Source organism: Nocardioides sp. (assembly GCF_044226765.1).
Classification (GTDB): domain Bacteria; phylum Actinomycetota; class Actinomycetes; order Propionibacteriales; family Nocardioidaceae; genus Nocardioides.
Map to the genome: position 1 here is coordinate 179,506 of NZ_JBGAGJ010000009.1, position 16,554 is coordinate 196,059.

The following is a 16,554-nucleotide window of genomic DNA, read 5'->3' on the forward strand; positions in this document are numbered from 1 at the left end:
GTGCCGCCCCATCGGCACCCGCCGAAGGAGGCGCGATGCGCAGAGCACTGGTCGGTCTGGTCGCGGCAGTGGTGGTGCTCGTCGGACTCCTGGCCGCACCCGCGTCGGCCCAGCAGACCAACACCATGGTCCGGCTCGGCCAGCTCGACCCCGACGGCGTGACCGAGTCGACGACCACCTGCCCGACCGGCACGTCGGTGACGGCGGCGGTCGTCGGTCACCTCGACGCGGGCGGCGACTTCGTGCGCGGCCTGCAGCTGACCTGCAGCGACGCGACGACCACGACCCGGGCCGGAGGAACTGCCGAGGACGGCGAGGTGGCGGAGCCCTCGGCCTGCCAGCCCGGTGACCGGGGCACCGGGCTCGGGATCCACTGGGGCGCCGTGATCGACGCGCTCAGCCTCCGGTGCACCGGCACCGGGGACCCCTACGAGGCGGGCTACGTCGGCGGCATGGGCGGTGCCCTGCAGGACAGCGGGGACTGTGCCGCCGGCACCGAGCTGATCGGCCTGTCGGTCTGGACGAAGCCCTTCGAGGGGCACGACGCCGTGGTGAGCGTGAGGGGCGTCTGTGCCGCGCTCTCGGGCCGGATCGGCAACCTGGCGGCAACCGGGACGACGACCTCGACGACCGAGTGCCCGCCCGGCAGGTTCGCGACCGGCATCGTCGTGCACACCCTCACCACCGGCGACTACGTGCGCGGGGTGCAGCTGACGTGCACGGACGGCTCGACCAGTGAGTACGCCGGCGGCTCGGTCAACGACGGGACGACGTCGGCCACGACGTCCTGTGGCCCGACCGACCTGGCGATCGGGATCGGCGGCCGCGCGGGTGAGGTCCTCGACGCCGTGAGCGCCTGGTGCTTCGACGGCGGGCTCGAGACGACGCCGATCGGGTCGAGCGGCGGGGACTATCTCGGCGCGTCGATCTGTCCGGAGGGCACCTTCCTGTCCGGGCTCACGGTCTGGTGGGGCGAGTACCTGGACCAGGACACGGCCACGAGCTTCAACGGTCTGTGCGCCACCCCCGACGTGACCGCGCCGGTGGTCGCGCTCGACCCGGTCCCCGTCGTGACCCTGCAGGGCAGCCAGGGCCTGAGCTGGGCCGGCTCGGACCCGGCTCCCGGGACGGGCATCGACCACTACGAGCTGCGCTACCGTGCCGCCAACCTGCAGGGCACCTTCGGTCCCTGGACCTACCCCGCGGACTGGCAGCACCTGACGGGCACCAGCACCACGGCGACCGGACTGCAGCTCGGCCGCGACTACTGCTACTCGCTGCGGGCCGTCGACCTGGTCGAGAACGCGTCCGCGTGGTCGGCCCCCTCGTGCGTCGCGCGGGCGATGGACGACCGGGCCCTGAGGAGCCTCGGTCCGTGGGTGCGCGCCACGGCGCCGCGCTGGTGGAACAGCACCGCGACCGTGACCCGGAAGCAGGGAGCCACGCTGACCCGACCCGCCGCCCGGACCACCCTCGTCGCGCTGGTCGCGAGTACGTGCCCGACGTGCGGCGCGGTCGACGTGATGCTCGGGAGGACCAAGGTCGGGCACGTCAGCCTGGTCACCAGGACCTCGAGGAGCCGTCAGCTCCTCCTGCTCCCCACCGTGCCGCCGCGCACGGCTCCGCTGACGATCACGGTGACCACCTCCGGGAGGACGGTGCAGATCGACGGGGTGGTCCTCAGCCCGAGGTGACCTGCAGCTCGCCCACCGGCACCACCACGTCCACCCGGTTGCCGACGGGCGCGAGGGGGCACGCCCAGGCGGGGTCGTAGGCGCACGACGGGGCATAGGCGAAGTTGAGGTCGAGGACCAGCCGGCCGCCGTCGCCGCCGAGGTCGGCGCCCTTGACGGTGTCGAGCAGGTAGCGGCCGCCGCCGTAGGCACCGCCGGGCCGGCCGCAGCCGGCATCGCGCAGCGGCACGAACAGTCCGCCGCCGTACGACGTGAGCCGCCAGACGTCGAGGTCACCGACCCCGGGCAGCGACACGGTCCCCAGCCGCTCGAACGGGACCACTCCGTCCGTTCCGGTCTCGACGAGCCACGGCTCCGGGTCGGCGGACCGCACCTCGACCTCGAACCGCCAGGCCGGGTCGTACGCCGCCACGCGGAGCCCCGCGAAGCCGGCCCGCTGCTCGGGCAGCAGCGGGCTCGCCGGGTGCTCGGCGAACAGCCGGTCCCGCTCCCGGCGCCAGAGATCGTGGCCTGCCGCGGGGTCGGGCGACGCGCGGACCGCTGCGTAGAGCGCGAAGACCTGTCGTCGCCAGTCGGCCACGTCGAAAGGGGTCATCGCACCGACCCTACGGGGGCTAGGACACCCGGAAGGAGGCGGACACCGGCCGCCCGAAGCCGGCGCTGTTGTGCGCCAGCACGACAGCGGTGAGGCGGCCGCTCTTCACCGCGGCGCGGTCGAGCACGTAGCGGGTGCCCCGCACGGTCCTGCCGAGGAGCAGCGCCTTGCTCGCCGTCCGCACCTCGAGCCGGTAGGTGACCCGCTGGCCTCCGTCGCTCAGCGGCGCGCTCCAGGTGATGGTGCGCCGTGCGGCGCCCGCCGCTCCGGCGACGACCAGGCGGCGCACCGGCCCGGGCACCGCCGCGAGCATGGTGACGTCCGACGGCGCCGACGAGGTGGCCCGGTAGCTGTCGTCCCCGGCCTTGGTGGCGGTGACGGTGCAGGTGCCGGCCCTGGTGGCGCTGAGCCGGTAGGGCGCGGTCGCGCTGATCCGGCACCCGTACCCGGTGCCGTCGACGGCCTCGAAGGTGACCTCGCCGTCGCCGCTGCCGCCCGAGACGGTCAACAGGAGCGGCTTGCCGATCCGGCCGACGCCGCTGGTGATCGCCAGCGACTCCTGGTCGTCGAGCAGGTGGACCGGGGTCGGCGACGACGTCGCGGCGTCGTACTCGCCCGAGGCCGCCTTGGTCGCGGTGACGATGCACGACCCCGCCGACATGCTGATCAGCGCGTTGCCGATGGCCTGGCATCCCGACGCGGTGCCGTCGACCGCCTCGAAGCTGACCTCGCCGTCACCCGAGCCGCCCGTCGTCTCGAGGGCGAGCACCACCCCGAAGGTCCCCTCGGTGGTGGACACCACGAGCGGCTCCTGTGCGACCTTCCGCCCGGCTGCCGAGGCGGGGCCGGCCCCGCCCGCGGACAGCCCCGTCCCGACGACCAGCGCGAGGGTCACCGCGGTGGCGACGGCGAGGGGTCGGGTCCGACGGGTCACGGGGGTCCTCTGGGTGCGACGACGAACAGGTGCGTCCCGAGAGCGACCCGGCGAGGGCCGACGACGGCGAGGCTACAAGGGAGGATCACCGTCCGCATGGAGAACGGGTCGGCCGGGCACGGAGGTCCATGCGCCCCCTCGCGACCGGTCTGCTGGTCATCTGTGCCGCCCTCTCCCCACTCGCCGCGTCGCCGTCAGGAGCCGAGGCGGCGGCCGGACCGGCGGGTGACCCGGGCGGCTCCACCTGGCAGCTGGCGACCTCGTCCGCGCGGGACGCGGCCGGCGCGCCGGCGTACGTCGGCAACGGCTACGTCGGCACCCGGGTGCCCGCCTCCGGCGCGGGGTACGCCGACGGTCCGGTCGCTACCGAGACCCACGTCGCCGGCGTCTACGCGGACGTCCCCGACACCGTCGCCGGGGGGACGCAGCACCAGGGGTCGGTCAACCTGCCCGGCTGGACCCAGCTCGACGTCGTCGCCGGTGGCCGGACCCTCGACGCGGCGGACGGGACCGGCTATCACCAGGTGCTCGACCTGCGCCGCGGCACGGTGACGACCTCCGCGACCGTGGCCAGCGGCGGCCGCCGGACCGCGCTGCGCTACCAGGTCCTCCTCGACCGGGCCCACCCCCGCACGGGCCTGGTCAGCCTCGTCGTCCGGCCGGGCTGGAGCGGGGTGCTGCGGGTGCGCGACGTGCTCGGCGCCGGAGCCAGGCTGACACCCGGCGCCCTGTCGGCGGTCCGCGCGACCGCGACCCGGTCGCTCTCGGAGCTGACGGTGCGCGCGAAGGGCACGGGCACCCTGGTCTCCGAGGCCGCCCGGCTGCACGCGCCCGCCCGGTCCCGGGTGACCGCCGCCGCGTCCGGGATGACGGTCCGCCGGACCGCGATGCTCCGCGTCCGGGCCGGACACACCTACCGCTTCACCAAGGTCGTCGGGTTCGCCACGTCCGAGGACGCCGGGAGCCCGACGGCCGTCGCCCGGCGCTGGTCGGGGGTCTCGCCGCAGCAGGCGCAGCGCGGCAGTGCGGCCGCCTGGGCGCGGGAGTGGCGCCACGACGTGCTCGTCCCCGGTCAGCCCGAGCTTCAGCGCCGCATCCGGGCGGCCGAGTTCTACCTGCTCGCGAGCGTGCGTCCCGACGTCGACTGGAGCGTCAGCCCGGTCGGCCTCTCGGCGGGCGGCTACAACGACCACGTCTTCTGGGACGCCGAGACCTGGATGTACCCGGCGCTGCTCGCCCAGCACCCCGACGACGCCAGCAGCGTCGTCGACTACCGCTACCGCACCCGGGCGGGCGCAGCCCGCAACGCAGAATCCACCGGGTACGACGGCCTGCGGTTCGCCTGGGAGAGCGCCCGCACCGGCGACGAGGTGACGCCCACCTGGGCCGAGACCGGCCACCTCGAGCAGCACGTGACCGCCGACGTCGCCCTGGCGCAGTGGCAGTACTACCTCGCCACCGGTGACCGGGCGTGGCTGCGCACGCGCGGCTGGCCGGTGCTGCGCGGGGCTGCCGAGTTCTGGGCCAGCCGGGCCGAGCAGGACGGGAGCAGCTACCACATCACCGGCGTCGAGGGCCCCGACGAGGAGAACTGGCCGGTCGACGACGAGGTCTACACCAACGCGACCGCGGCGACCACGCTCCGGCTCGCGACCCGGGCCGCCGGTGTGCTCGGCCGCTCCGCCCCGGCCTCGTGGGCGACGATCGCCGACGGGCTCGTCGTCCAGCCCCCGCAGGCGCTGGGCGGCTACGACCAGGTGCGGCCGGAGTTCCGCGACTACGCCGAGCAGCAGGTCAAGCAGGCCGACGCGGTCCTGCTGACCTACCCCTGGGAGCTCGACCAGCCGGACGCCGTCGACCGTGACGACCTGGACTACTACGCCGAGCACTACGACCCCGACGGCCCGGCGATGACCGACTCGGTCAACAGCATCGTGGCAGCCCAGCTCGGCCAGGGGTGCGCCGACTGGACCTACACCCGGCGCAGCGTCGACCCGTTCGTCAAGGCGCCCTACGAGCAGTTCACCGAGGCGCGCAGCGGCCAGGGGGTGTTCACGTTCCTCACCGGCGAGGGCGGCTTCCTGCAGGAGTTCCTCTACGGCTACTCCGGCCTGCGCTGGCGCGCGGACGGCATCGTCCTGGACCCGACGCTGCCGCCGGCGCTGTCGCGGGGGCTGCGGCTGACCGGGCTGCAGTGGCAGGGCCGCACCGTCGACGTCGACCTCGGGGCGGAGCAGACCGTCGTCACGATGAGCAGTGGCGCGCCGATGCGGGTGCACGCACCCGACGGCACCCGCCGGCTGGCGGTGGGCGCCCCGGTCACCCTGGCGACCCGGCAGCCGCACGTCGGCTCGGCCGACCTCGCGCTGTGCCGGCCGGTCACCGCGCACGTCACCACCGCCGACCCGAGCGCCCCGCCGGAGGCGGCGGTCGACGGGAGCCCCGCGACGGTCTGGGGCCCGGCCTCCGACCCGGCCACGCCGAGCTCGCTCACGGTGGAGCTGGCCGGGCGGCGGTCCGTCTCCCACGCCGTCCTGGTCTGGCGCACCCGGCCCCTGGCGACCTACGCGGTGCAGGTGCACCACGCGGGTGCGTGGCGGACGGTCGCGCACGTCGCGAGCACGGCCTCCGACACCGACGACGTGTCGTTCGCGCCCGTGACGGCCGACGCCGTACGGCTGCGGCTGCCGCCGACACGACGAGGCGGGGACAACCCGCTGCTGGCCGAGCTGCGGGTGACGCGTTAGCGCCTCAGCCGGCGCGGACCGGCAGGCTCAGGGGCGAGCGGACGAGCGTGGAGTTGCCGCGCCGGGTCGCGCCGGCGCGGCGCAGCCCCGGCATCCGCTCGGCCAGGCTGCGCAGGGCGATCGTCGCCTCGAGCTCCGCGAGCGGGCGGCCGATGCAGCGGTGGATGCCGCTGGAGAAGGCCAGGTGCGCGCCGGCGTCGGTCCGCTCGAGGTCGAAGACGGCCGGGTCGGAGAAGACCGCCGGGTCGCGGTTGGCGCCGCCGATGAGCACGTTGACCCACTGCCCGGCCGCGATCGGGCGGCCGGCGATCTCGGTGTCGTCGAAGGACACCCGCCCGGTGCGTTGCACGGGCGGGTCGAACCGGAGCGTCTCCTGCACGACCGCTGCGGCGCGCCCCGGGTCGGCGGTCAGCAGCTCCCACTGGTCGGGCCGGTCCAGCAGCGCGTCGACGGCGTTGCCGAGCACGCCGACCGTGGTCTCGAACCCGGCGATGAGCAGCATCCGGCACAGGGGGACCAGCTCGTCGGCGCGGATCGCCTCGGCGCCGTCGCCCTCGGCCGCGACCAGGTGGCTGATCAGGTCGTCGCCGGGGTCGGCGCGGCGCGCGTCGATCACGTCGGCGAGGGTCCGGTTCAGGCGCTGCGCGGCCACCATGACCTCGCGGGCGTGCCGCATCGAGCGGAAGCCGGGCGCCGCCGTGCCCAGCGTGGCGCCGTACTCCGCCAGCGCGGTCCCCTCCGGCTCCGGAAGGCCGAGCAGGGCGTTGATGACCGCGACCGGCAGCGGCATCCCGAGGGCGTCCATCACGTCGAACGACCCCGCGGACCGGGCCTCGTCGAGCAGCCGGGCCACCGTCTGCTCCACGAGGTCCTCGAAGACGACCAGGCGCTGCGGGCTGAACGCCGGGGCGACCAGCCGGCGCAGCCGGGTGTGGTCGGGCGGGTTGCGGGTGAGGAACGAGCGGTCGAAGGCGTTGTCGACGGGCTTGGCGCCCGGCCGCACGACCCCGAACCTCCGGCTGCGGAAGACCTGCTCGGCGATCGCGTGGTCGGCGGTGGCGAGGTGCCCGTTCGGCGTCTCCACGAACCTGCCCGCGGCGCGGATGGCCTCGTAGACCGGGTAGGGGTCGACCACCGAGCGCAGCCGCGCGAACTCGTTGTGCCGCACGTGCACGTCCACCAGCCCGCGCACCTTGCCGCCGTACAGCTCGGAGGCGAAGCCGAGCGCCCGCCTCGCCTCCCCGAGCCTCATGGTCCGCGACCCTATCCACCGGCGCGGCGATTGAGCAGCGCCGGGGCCCGGTCTGGTGGTAGATGTCTGGTAGATGTCGAGGTGAGCGCCTGCTCGGAGGAGGGATTGCCATGACGGTCCGGAGGTCACGATCGAGGTCACGGCTGCATCGGCTGGTGTGGCTCGTCGGGGTCCTGCTCGTCGCGGTCGCCGCGGCGCCCGCAGCCTCGGCCGCGCCGGCACCCCTGCCGTCGGCGCGGGTGGTCAAGGGGGTGGTCGGCGGCGTCGGGCCGTGGCACGCCTACCCCAGCGACATCACCGCCCTGGGCGCCCGGCCACGCGGCTGCCGGTCCGACCGCCAGCTGCTCGACCCGCAGAGCGTGCGGGCGAAGTCCTACGCCGGCCGTGAGGGTGGTCAGCCGCGGCGGATCTTCTCCAGCGCCGAGATCGTGGTGCTCGGCTACGCGGACGAGGCGGCCGCCCGCGCGGCCTTCGCCAACGTCGCGACCTACCCGAGGCGGTGCCCCAAGGTCGTCGAGTGGGTGTGCACGGAGTGCGACGGCATCTCGACCACCTGGCGCACGCGCGTGCCCGTCGCCCGCGTCCGGGACCAGAGCGTCGCGTGGCGCCTCCGCGACGTCGGCAACCTGCGGTCGAGCGGCTACGCCGTGGTCGCGCGGTACGGCGCCAGCCTGGTGCGCGTGACGGTGACCCGGACCCGCGACATCTTCGGGCCGCACCCTGAGCGCTACCCCCGGCCGATGCCGGAGCGGAAGGCGGTCCGGCTGGCGCGCCTGGCGCTCGGGGGCGCGGTGTAGCCCGTCTGGGGGGTGCCCGAGCGTCCGGCCCAGTCCTTACGATCGCCGCAGGAGCGCCGGTGGGAGGCCGCCGGCCGACGTGCTCGGGAGGTCACGATGATCGCGATGGCGAGGACAGGACGAGCGGCGCTCACGGCCGCGCTGACGGTGGGCGTACTCGTGCTGGCGGGCTCCGCCCCGGCCGGCGCGGAGACGGTGTCACGGTCGGACGCCCGCGGCGACGCCCCGGCGCGCATCGACGTCACGCGGGCGACGTACACGCACTCCGACGACCACGTGTCGGTCGTGGCGCGCATCCCGCGGCTCGGGCGGCAGGGGACGGCGGCGCTGAGCATCAGCAGGTTCGAGATCTTCGAGGCCGGCTACGTCGTGGAGGTCGTCAAGCGCGCCGGACAGCCGGCTCGCGCGAAGCTGCTCTACTACAACCACTTCGACCTGCTGCCGCGCTCCTGCGACGACGTCACCGGCAGCTGGGGCCACCACCGCGTCACGCTCTCGGTCGCCCGGTCGTGCCTGACCGGTCACGCCCGCGACCGGGTCTTCACCCAGTTCGGCATCCAGTCGGGCAGCGACGTGGACCGGGCGCCCGCGGTCAAGCGGCTGCGGCGGTCCTGAGGAGCGCGGGCGTCAGTAGGCGCCCTTGACGACGAAGTAGGAGCCGCGGATCGTGCCGGCGAGCTTGGACCTCTGCCGCACGAACTTGAACCGGTCCGCCAGCTCCGCGGGCACGTCCATGCCGTCGGAGAGCTTGAAGCCGACCGCGCGCTTGCCGCCCTCCTCGAGCGTGTAGAGGACGTTGACCGACAGCCCGGACTCGTAGAAGACGTAGGACCAGCGGACCCCGTCGACCTCGAAGGCCGTGGCCTCCAGCGGCCGCGACGCGATCTCGATGTCGCGCTCCTCCTTGAGGATCCGGTGTACGTACGCGACGACGTCGGCAGCCTCGTCGGCGGGCTCGACGGTGAACGTGTGGTCGAACTTGTTCTTGAAGTAGCGCGCCTCGTTGGCGCGCAGGCCGGCCAGCGCGTCGGCGACGGGGGAGGACTCCAACCCCGTCGTGGAGACGGTGACGAAGTCGACGACGTAGGACATGGGGCACCTCCGAGGCTGGTCCGTGCAGGTCACCGTAACCGGTCGATTTCCGGGACGGCGCCGTCCGAGGTCCCTAGGGTGCGAGCGTGAGCGAGCAGACCCCCGAGCAGCAGGGAGCCCAGGAGCCGGCGGCCGAGCAGCAGGCGGCACCGCCCCGCAAGCGGCACCGGCTGCGCACCACGCTGATCGTGATCGGCACCGTGCTGGTGCTCCTGGTCGGCGGGTCCTATGTCGCCGCCGCCGTCATGCACGTCCCGGCGCCGCACACGCTGGCCCAGCTCGAGGTCGCGCCGCCGTCGATGTGGGGCAAGTACTTCCCCTACCGGACCGTCGAGACCGGCACGACCATTGAGCTCGAGAGCGCACCCGCGACGATGCCGGAGACGGTGCCGTGGCAGGGCGAGCAGATCCCGTTCGACGAGTTCCTGTCGACGACGAGCACGAACTCGTTCGTCGTCCTGCAGGACGGCAAGCTCGCCTACGAGTGGTACGGCGACGGCTACGACGACACGACCCGCCAGTCGTCGTTCTCAATGGCGAAGTCGCTGGTCTCGCTGCTCGTGGGGCAGGCGATCGCGCGCGGCGAGCTGTCGGAGGACGACACCATCGCCGAGGTGCTCCCGGACTACGCGACCGGCACGGCGTACGACGACGTGACCGTCCGCGAGCTGCTCGACATGACTGCCGGCGTCGACGTCTCCGAGGTCTACAACCAGTACTGGCCGTTCACCGGCACCTCGCTGATGTACCTCACGACCGACCTGCCCGGCTTCGTCAAGGACCACCGCACCGTCGACTACGAGCCCGGCACCAAGGGCGTCTACCGCAGCGTCGACACCGAGATCCTGGGCCTGATGCTGGCCCAGGTCACCGGCAAGAACCTCACCGAGCTGCTGACCGAGGGCGTGTGGCAGCCGGTCGGCGCGGAGGAGACCGCGCGCTGGAACCTCGACACCGACGGCGGGGTCGAGAAGGCCTTCGCCGCTGTCAACGCGACCGCGCGCGACTTCGCCCGGGTCGGACAGATGGTGCTCGACGACGGCAAGGTGGGGGACCAGCAGGTCGTCCCGACCGAGTGGATCACGCGGATCAAGACGCCGGCGCCGCTGCCGGTCGACGGCTGGCAGTACTCCGCCCAGTGGTGGCACCCGCCGGGCGGTGACGGCAAGGAGCTGTCGATGCTCGGCGTCTACGGGCAGTACACCTACGTCAACCCCACGACCGGCACCGTCATCGTCAAGCTCAGCGACACCACCGAGGCCGACGAGGACGAGGAGGACGTGTACGGCGTCCTGCGCGCGGTCGCCGCGGACGTCAGCGCGCAGTAGCCACGTCGGTCGCCGCGTCGACGGCGCCGTCCGGCTCGGGCTCCCAACGCAGCAGGTCGCCGGGCTGGCAGTCCAGTACCTCGCAGAGGGCGGCGAGGGTGGTGAACCGGACCGCCTTGGCCCGTCCGTTCTTCAGCACCGCCAGGTTGGCGGGCGTGATGCCGACCCGCTCGGCGAGGGTGCCGACCGCCATCTTGCGACGGGCCAGCATCACGTCGATGTCGACCACGATCGGCATCAGACGACCCCGTCCAGCTCGGCCTGCAGGTGCCGGGTCTCGCGGTCCAGGGACACCGCCTGCACGAGCAGCGCGCGGAGCACGAGGACGACGAGCGCGACGCCCGCGACGACCAGCGCGGCGCCGCAGACCAGACCGACCAGGCCCGGGGCCACCTCGTCGCCCGGCGACGTGCGGTTGCTGTAGGCCGCGACCACCGCGACCCCGAAGGTCAGCACCGACGCGGCCGCGATCGCGCCGATGATGACGTCGACGTGCCGGAACGCGGCGGGGGAGAAGACCGTGCCGCGCCGCACCATCGTCAGCAGCCGCCAGATGCAGATCGCGACCACCTGCAGGGTCAGGATGCCGAGCACCAGGATCGTCACGAACGGCACCCGCACCTGGGTGCGCGCCTCGTCCAGGTCGATCCAGGTGAGCGGCACGAGCACCCCCAGCACGACCAGCGACCCCGCGAGCGCGACGGCGATGACCACCCGCAGCGCCAGGATGGTGAACCTGCCCATGAACGCCTCCTCGATCGACTGACGATGACTATACATCGTTTATCGATAGGCAAGACCTCTGTCGTCGCGCCGTCTCCGGACTTAGAGTCAGGTCATGACGGGGACGCGGATGAGCATGAACACGGTGATCCACGGGGCGTTCCGGCGCGACCTGGACAGGTTCATCGGGGCGCTGGACGCGTTCCCGGTGGGGGACCGGCGGCGAGCCGACGAGCTGGGTCGGGCGTGGGAGAACTTCGACGACCAGCTCACCTACCACCACGAGGGCGAGCACGAGACCGCCTGGCCGGCGCTGCAGCAGGTCGGCGTGAGCGCCGAGCTGCTGGCGGTCATGGACGCGGAGCACGAGACGATGGCGCAGGCGCTCGCGGTCACCCGGTCGGCGATGGCCGACCTCGTGGCGAACCCGGGGCGCGAGCAGGTCGACGCGGCCCGCGCCGCGTTCGTGGAGCTCCGCACCGCGACCGTCGCCCACCTCGACCACGAGGAGGCCGAGCTCGAGCAGGTCTACCTCGACCACGAGGAGGACCCCGCGATCGTGGAGATGGGCAAGAAGTTCGCCAAGGTCAGCCCGTCGCGCGGCGGCCGCTTCTTCGCCTGGCTCCTCGACGGCGCGACGCCCGAGCAGGAGGCCGCCGTCCGCGGCACCGTCCCCGGCCCGGTGTTGACGATCATGACCGCCGTCTTCGGCCGGGGCTACCGCAAGAACGTCGCGCCGGTATGGGGACGCTGAGCGACGCTCAGAGGATCCCGTTGGCAGCTGCCTGCCAGATCGTCGGGACCGAGGGCCGGAACCCCAGCCCGCGCAGGAACGAGGAGTCCATCCGGCCGGCCCAGGGGTTCGTCAGCGGCTCGGCCGAGCCGTCGATCGGTGCACCGGCCAGTGCGGTCATCTCGAGGACCGTGACGGGGGAGTCGTCGGTGACGTTCGCGATGTGACCGTCGAGCGCGCCGGTGAGCACCAGGCGGACGGCAACCGCCACGTCGCGGTGGTGGGCCACGGAGTAGGTGTTCGCGGGGTGGAGGCCGAACCGGCTCGCCAGGGTGGGCATCGCCGCCAGGTGCCCGTCGTGGTCGCCGTAGACGAACGGCAGCCGCAGCACCGACCAGGTCAGGCCGCTGTCGCGAAGCAGCGCCTCGGCGGCCACCTTGCTGGCCGGGTAGGCCATCGTGGGGTGGCAGGGGTCGCTCTCCCGTCCCGGTCGCGCCTGGTCCTGGTCGTAGACGTTGCCGGTGCTGGCCATCACGAACCGGGCGCCGGGAGCGTGAGCGGTGACGACGTCGACGAGGTTGCGCGTGCCGTCGAGGTTGGCCTTCCAGATGGCGTCCTCGTCGTCGGTGCGGAAGAGCGCGGCGAGGTGGACCACCGCGTCGACTCCCTCGACCGCCGGCACGAGGCTCTCCGGATCGGCCAGGTCCCCCCGCACCGCCGTGGCGCCGGCCGGCAGCTCCGTGTCCTTGCGCACCAGGGCGCGGCAGTCGTGCCCGTCCGCGACCAGGCGCGGCAGCAGCCGCGAGCCGACGAGTCCGGTGGTGCCCGTGATCAACACAGTGCTCATGATCGTCCTTACTACTGATTGTCAGGTGAACTGACGATCAGCGTAGCAGTAGGCTCCAGGGGTGGACAGCGACGACGGGCCCGGACCGCAGCTACAGGGCCGGCTGGGGTACCAGCTCAAGCACGCGTTCCTCGAGTTGGAGGAGCTGCACACCGTGCACCTGGCTCGCTGCACCGTGAACGTCCGCGAGCTGTCGGTCCTGCTCCTCCTGGACAGCCGGGAGCCGGAGTCCCAGCAGCAGGCCGCCGGGCGCCTCGGCGTCGACCGCACGACGATGGTCGGGCTCCTGGACGGGCTCGAGGGCAAGGGGTTGCTCGTCCGACAGCCGGATCCCGAGGACCGCCGCCGCAACGTCGTCGTCCTCACCGACGCCGGCCGCCGGGCGCTGAAGGAGGCCAAGGTGGCCAGCGACAAGGCCGAACGCGAACTGCTCGCTGGGCTCTCTCCTTCGGAGCAGCGCCAGCTGCGAGACCTGCTGGCGCGCCTCGTCACCCGGTCCTAGGCGGCATCTACGCGTGCTGAGGGGCGATGGTGATCGCCACCCGGCCGGTCCGGCGCGCATGTTCGCGGCGGATAGACGTACCTCAACCGCGCACGATCAGCGGCAGATCCGTACGTATCCGCCTCTGTCAGTCCCGCGGCCACAGGACCAGGAAGTGCACCTCGGCGGGTTCATCCGGGTTCTGCTGCAGGTACTCGTAGGGCCGGACGTACAGGATCACGTTGTACGTCCCTCCGGTGTCGGTGATTCGTTCGATGTGGTTGTGCTCCAGGCTGGCAACCCATAGGGGCGCGCTGGCTTGCAGCGTGGCCGATGCCTTCCACGTCCAGAAGTCAACCCACAGTCGTGTGTCGGCTCGTAGTCGAAGACAGCCGTGGAGAGGGTCACGCGCTCCCCGTCGTCAATCTGTGCGCCTGCCCCGTGGCAAATCTCGGGGGCCGCAGCCAAGCCCACGTCAGCAGGCATGTCCGGAACAGGAGCCTCCAGGTCGTACGCCTCGGAGACCAGCAAGTACATCCCGTCGGTCGTGCTGATCACTCCGTCCACGGGGCGAGCCCTTCACGCGGCTTCCGGACATCGGCTGCTTGTTCCATTGACCTCAAGATCGGGTCTGGCAAGGGTCGGTCCAGGCGCCCGGGTCGTCGCTCTCACATCGGCTGCCCACGCTGGTCGTGTGGCTCTCATTTGGCCTGCGTGACCCGGGCGTCGTCAGGGCCAGGAGAGGCTCAAGAGCGCCTCTGTGTGTCAAGCGGCCACCAGGGCGGTGCGTTGTTGATCGGCCAGGATCCGGCGATAGATGGCGTTGGTGATGCGGCGTTTCAGGCTGCGGCGGGCTTCCTTGACGGTCTTGTGCTCGGTGAGTTTGCGTCGGTAGTGGTCGCGGCCGGGGCCTGGGTCGCGGGCCTGAGTGACCGCGATGACGTGGATGGCAGCGTTGAGCTGCCGGTTGCCTCGTCTGGATAGGCGGTGGATCTCCTGGTCGCCGCTGGAGACATCGATCGGAGCGGTGCCGGCGTAGCTGGCGTAGTGCTCTTGGTTGGGGAAGCGTCGGATGTCTGCGGTGATGGCCAGGATCTTCGCGGCGGTGAGGAACCCGATCCCCTGGATCTCGGTGAGCGTGGTTCCGCTAGCGGTGACCGCCGCTCGTAGCTGCTTCTCCAGGTCCTTGATCGAAGCCTCTTGTCGCTTGAGGTCCCGCACGATGTCGCGTGCGATCTGTTTGCGTTGACGGTCGGCATCGGTGACGGGGCGGATCTTGGCGAGCAGCTCGGTGGCATCGGCGGTGTCTAGGCGCACCGGAGCCCCGCCGGGATGAAGATCGCGCAGAAGGACGTGGAGCCGGTTGATCCACCGGGTGTGCTCGGCGACGAGGTCTTCTCGCCGCTCGGTGAGCAGCCGCATGACCGTGGTGTGGTCCTCGAGCTGCACGCGGTTCAAGCGTCGGTTGTGCAATGCGACGGCGGCGACCGAGGTCGCGTCAGCGACGTCGGTCTTTCGCGCGTTGCTCGAACCCAGCAGCCGCGCTCGTGCTGCCAGCTTGGCTGGCACATCGAGGACCGTCTCACCAGCAGCAACGAGCTGCTGAGCGATGCTCCGCCCGAGTCCAGACGCTCCCTCGACGGCCCACTGCCGTTGCGGCCACTGAGCCGCCCAGGCGAGCAGGACCGCAGGGGTCGCCTTGTCGACGACGGCGCGGATCGGCGGGTGGACCGCGCCGGTCGGGTTGACCGCAACCGCGGTCAGGGAACTCTTGTGGGGGTCGATGCCGATGGTGATCACCAGTTCGGTGCCTTCCTCGCGATGACAGTAGGAGGGACCGCGGTGGGCAACCTGACTTCTGGATCGTTCACGCCTCTGCTGAGCCACGCCGCGGCGGGTGCCGGCCGGGTACGCACGCTCTTGATGAGCCAGCCCGTGGGCGGCATGGGGACTTGCGAGCCAGCCCGGTCCGACACCCTCGACACCGTAGGGCTGCAGACCCGTGATGTCTGGTGCCAGTGAACAAGTCAGGGGACTGCCCAGCTCGTAGTAGCAATGCCCGCCTCGCATCCGGATTGGTCAACTGACGAGGCTAGGTGATGGGTGTGGCGAAGGTTTTCATCGGGGTTGATCCCCATCGGCTGTCGGCGACGATCGAGGTCGTCGATGGCCGCGAGAGGCTGCTGGCGTCGGGCCGGTTCGGCACCGACAAGGCCGGGTATGCGGCGATGCGACGCCAGGTGGCTGGCTGGCCGCAGCGGGTGTGGGCGGTCGAGGGCAGCAATGGTGTCGGCCGCCCGTTGGCGCAGCGGCTGCTGGCCGACGGTGAGCTGGTGGTAGATGTGCCGGCCAAGCTGTCGGCGCGGGCACGACTGTTCGACACCGGTCACAATCGCAAGACCGACGCCCACGATGCGCATGCGGTGGCGGTGGTCGCGGTCCGCACTCCGACCCTTCGGGTGCTGTCGCACGACGACGAGCTCGAGGCGTTGCGGATGTTGGTCGACCGGCGCGAGGAGCTGACCCGGCAACGGGTCCAGACCGTCAATCGGCTCCAGCGGCTGTTGTCTGAGCTGTTGCCTGGGGAGGCGAAGAAGGACATCACCGCCTTGCAGGTCAAGGCGATGCTCGCCCGAGTCCGGCCACGTGACTTGGCCGGGAAGACGCGCCGCCGACTCGCGGTCGAGCTCTTGGCCGAGCTGGTCGCGGTGGAGAAGAAGATCAAGGCCTCGACCGTCGAGCTGCGGGCGGCGGTCCTGGCTCGCGGATCGACACTGATGGATCTGCACGGCGTGGGTCCGGTGGTCGCGGCCCGGATCCTGGCCGACGTCGGTGACGTGGCCCGGTTCGCCGACCGGAACCGGTTCGCGTCCTGGACGGGCACCGCACCCCTGGACGCCTCCTCGGGTGAGCAGATCCGGCACCGGCTGTCCCGGGCTGGGAACCGGAAGGTCAACCACATGCTCCACATCGCCGCGGCCAGCCAGATCCGACTCGACACCGAAGGCCGCGTCTACTACCGGCGCAAGCTCGCCGCCGGGAAGACCCGCATGGAAGCCATGCGCTGTTTGAAGCGACGGATCTCAGACGCCGTCTACCGCCAACTCCTCGCCGACGCCCGCGCAGCTGAGAAGACCGCGAAGTCCGACAGCGTGAATGCGGATCCGGGAGGGCACTGCGGGGCGTCACTCTGAAGCGCCCCAGGTTTGATGCCGCTCCTGTTTGAGTCCAGGAGGATGAGCAGCATGCCGAAGAAGATCGATCCTGCGGTCAAGGCGCGGTGCGTGCGGCAGGTGCTGGATCACCTGGCCGAGTACCCGTCGTTGACCGC

16 protein-coding genes are annotated in these 16,554 nt (G+C 72.1%); 8 read left to right on the forward strand and 8 right to left on the reverse strand.

Annotation, left to right across the window (positions count from 1 at the left end; translation table 11 throughout):
* Window positions 1–35 precede the first annotated feature (35 nt).
* The gene (locus ACILRH_RS17845) at window positions 36–1,694 is read left to right on the forward strand and encodes a hypothetical protein (RefSeq protein WP_395695401.1); all 1,659 of its coding nucleotides are present in this window, start codon (window positions 36–38) and stop codon (window positions 1,692–1,694) included.
* Here the strand turns inward: ACILRH_RS17845 and ACILRH_RS17850 are convergent.
* A complete protein-coding gene (locus ACILRH_RS17850) occupies window positions 1,681–2,289 on the reverse strand; it encodes a DUF1684 domain-containing protein (RefSeq protein ID WP_395695402.1) in 609 nt (202 codons plus the stop codon). The two genes, ACILRH_RS17845 and ACILRH_RS17850, sit on opposite strands and share 14 nt — an antisense overlap.
* Window positions 2,290–2,308: 19 nt before the next feature.
* A complete protein-coding gene (locus tag ACILRH_RS17855; RefSeq protein ID WP_395695403.1) occupies window positions 2,309–3,223 on the reverse strand; it encodes a hypothetical protein in 915 nt (304 codons plus the stop codon).
* Window positions 3,224–3,351: 128 nt separating this feature from the next.
* On the opposite strand from ACILRH_RS17855, the gene ACILRH_RS17860 reads away from it, so the two are divergent.
* Window positions 3,352–5,970, forward strand: a complete 2,619-nt coding sequence (locus tag ACILRH_RS17860; protein WP_395695404.1) for a discoidin domain-containing protein — start codon at window positions 3,352–3,354, stop codon at window positions 5,968–5,970.
* A 4-nt stretch (window positions 5,971–5,974) separates the two neighbouring features.
* Here ACILRH_RS17860 and ACILRH_RS17865 read toward each other — a convergent pair whose 3' ends face one another.
* Window positions 5,975–7,222: a cytochrome P450 gene (locus ACILRH_RS17865; RefSeq protein ID WP_395695405.1), complete on the reverse strand. Its 1,248-nt coding sequence runs from the start codon at window positions 7,220–7,222 to the stop codon at window positions 5,975–5,977.
* A gap of 155 nt (window positions 7,223–7,377) precedes the next feature.
* On the opposite strand from ACILRH_RS17865, the gene ACILRH_RS17870 reads away from it, so the two are divergent.
* Both ACILRH_RS17870 and ACILRH_RS17875 read left to right on the forward strand, forming a co-directional pair.
* Window positions 7,378–8,019 (forward strand): hypothetical protein, encoded by a 642-nt coding sequence (locus tag ACILRH_RS17870; RefSeq protein WP_395695406.1) that lies wholly within the window; start codon window positions 7,378–7,380, stop codon window positions 8,017–8,019.
* 105 nt (window positions 8,020–8,124) lie between these two features.
* Window positions 8,125–8,634, forward strand: coding sequence for a hypothetical protein (locus tag ACILRH_RS17875; RefSeq protein WP_395695407.1), 510 nt, complete (start codon window positions 8,125–8,127; stop codon window positions 8,632–8,634).
* Between the two features lie 12 nt (window positions 8,635–8,646).
* Here ACILRH_RS17875 and ACILRH_RS17880 read toward each other — a convergent pair whose 3' ends face one another.
* A complete protein-coding gene (locus tag ACILRH_RS17880; protein WP_395695408.1) occupies window positions 8,647–9,111 on the reverse strand; it encodes a phage tail protein in 465 nt (154 codons plus the stop codon).
* An 86-nt stretch (window positions 9,112–9,197) separates the two neighbouring features.
* Between ACILRH_RS17880 and ACILRH_RS17885 the strand changes: the two genes are divergently transcribed.
* The gene (locus ACILRH_RS17885; RefSeq protein ID WP_395695409.1) at window positions 9,198–10,439 is read left to right on the forward strand and encodes a serine hydrolase; all 1,242 of its coding nucleotides are present in this window, start codon (window positions 9,198–9,200) and stop codon (window positions 10,437–10,439) included.
* On the opposite strand, the gene ACILRH_RS17890 is transcribed toward ACILRH_RS17885, so the two are convergent.
* Window positions 10,426–10,677, reverse strand: a complete 252-nt coding sequence (locus ACILRH_RS17890) for a helix-turn-helix domain-containing protein (RefSeq protein ID WP_395695410.1) — start codon at window positions 10,675–10,677, stop codon at window positions 10,426–10,428. The genes ACILRH_RS17885 and ACILRH_RS17890 overlap by 14 nt on opposite strands.
* Window positions 10,677–11,183 carry a DUF2975 domain-containing protein gene (locus ACILRH_RS17895; protein WP_395695411.1) on the reverse strand — a complete coding sequence of 169 codons (507 nt, stop codon included), beginning with the start codon at window positions 11,181–11,183 and terminating at the stop codon, window positions 10,677–10,679. The genes ACILRH_RS17890 and ACILRH_RS17895 overlap by 1 nt, the downstream gene beginning before the upstream one ends.
* A gap of 94 nt (window positions 11,184–11,277) precedes the next feature.
* Here ACILRH_RS17895 and ACILRH_RS17900 point away from each other — a divergent pair, with 94 nt between their 5' ends.
* Complete coding sequence (locus ACILRH_RS17900) at window positions 11,278–11,916, forward strand: hemerythrin domain-containing protein (protein WP_395695412.1); 639 nt, start codon at window positions 11,278–11,280, stop codon at window positions 11,914–11,916.
* Window positions 11,917–11,923: 7 nt separating this feature from the next.
* Here ACILRH_RS17900 and ACILRH_RS17905 read toward each other — a convergent pair whose 3' ends face one another.
* Entirely contained in the window at window positions 11,924–12,742 is an 819-nt protein-coding gene (locus ACILRH_RS17905; protein ID WP_395695413.1) for an NAD-dependent epimerase/dehydratase family protein, read from the reverse strand.
* Between the two features lie 61 nt (window positions 12,743–12,803).
* Between ACILRH_RS17905 and ACILRH_RS17910 the strand changes: the two genes are divergently transcribed.
* On the forward strand, window positions 12,804–13,244 hold the full coding sequence (locus tag ACILRH_RS17910; protein WP_395695414.1) for a MarR family winged helix-turn-helix transcriptional regulator: 441 nt from the start codon (window positions 12,804–12,806) through the stop codon (window positions 13,242–13,244).
* A 744-nt stretch (window positions 13,245–13,988) separates the two neighbouring features.
* Here the strand turns inward: ACILRH_RS17910 and ACILRH_RS17915 are convergent.
* Complete coding sequence (locus ACILRH_RS17915) at window positions 13,989–15,023, reverse strand: IS110 family transposase (RefSeq protein WP_395695415.1); 1,035 nt, start codon at window positions 15,021–15,023, stop codon at window positions 13,989–13,991.
* Window positions 15,024–15,322: 299 nt separating this feature from the next.
* Here ACILRH_RS17915 and ACILRH_RS17920 point away from each other — a divergent pair, with 299 nt between their 5' ends.
* The gene (locus ACILRH_RS17920) at window positions 15,323–16,417 is read left to right on the forward strand and encodes an IS110 family transposase (RefSeq protein ID WP_395695416.1); all 1,095 of its coding nucleotides are present in this window, start codon (window positions 15,323–15,325) and stop codon (window positions 16,415–16,417) included.
* Window positions 16,418–16,554: the final 137 nt, after the last annotated feature.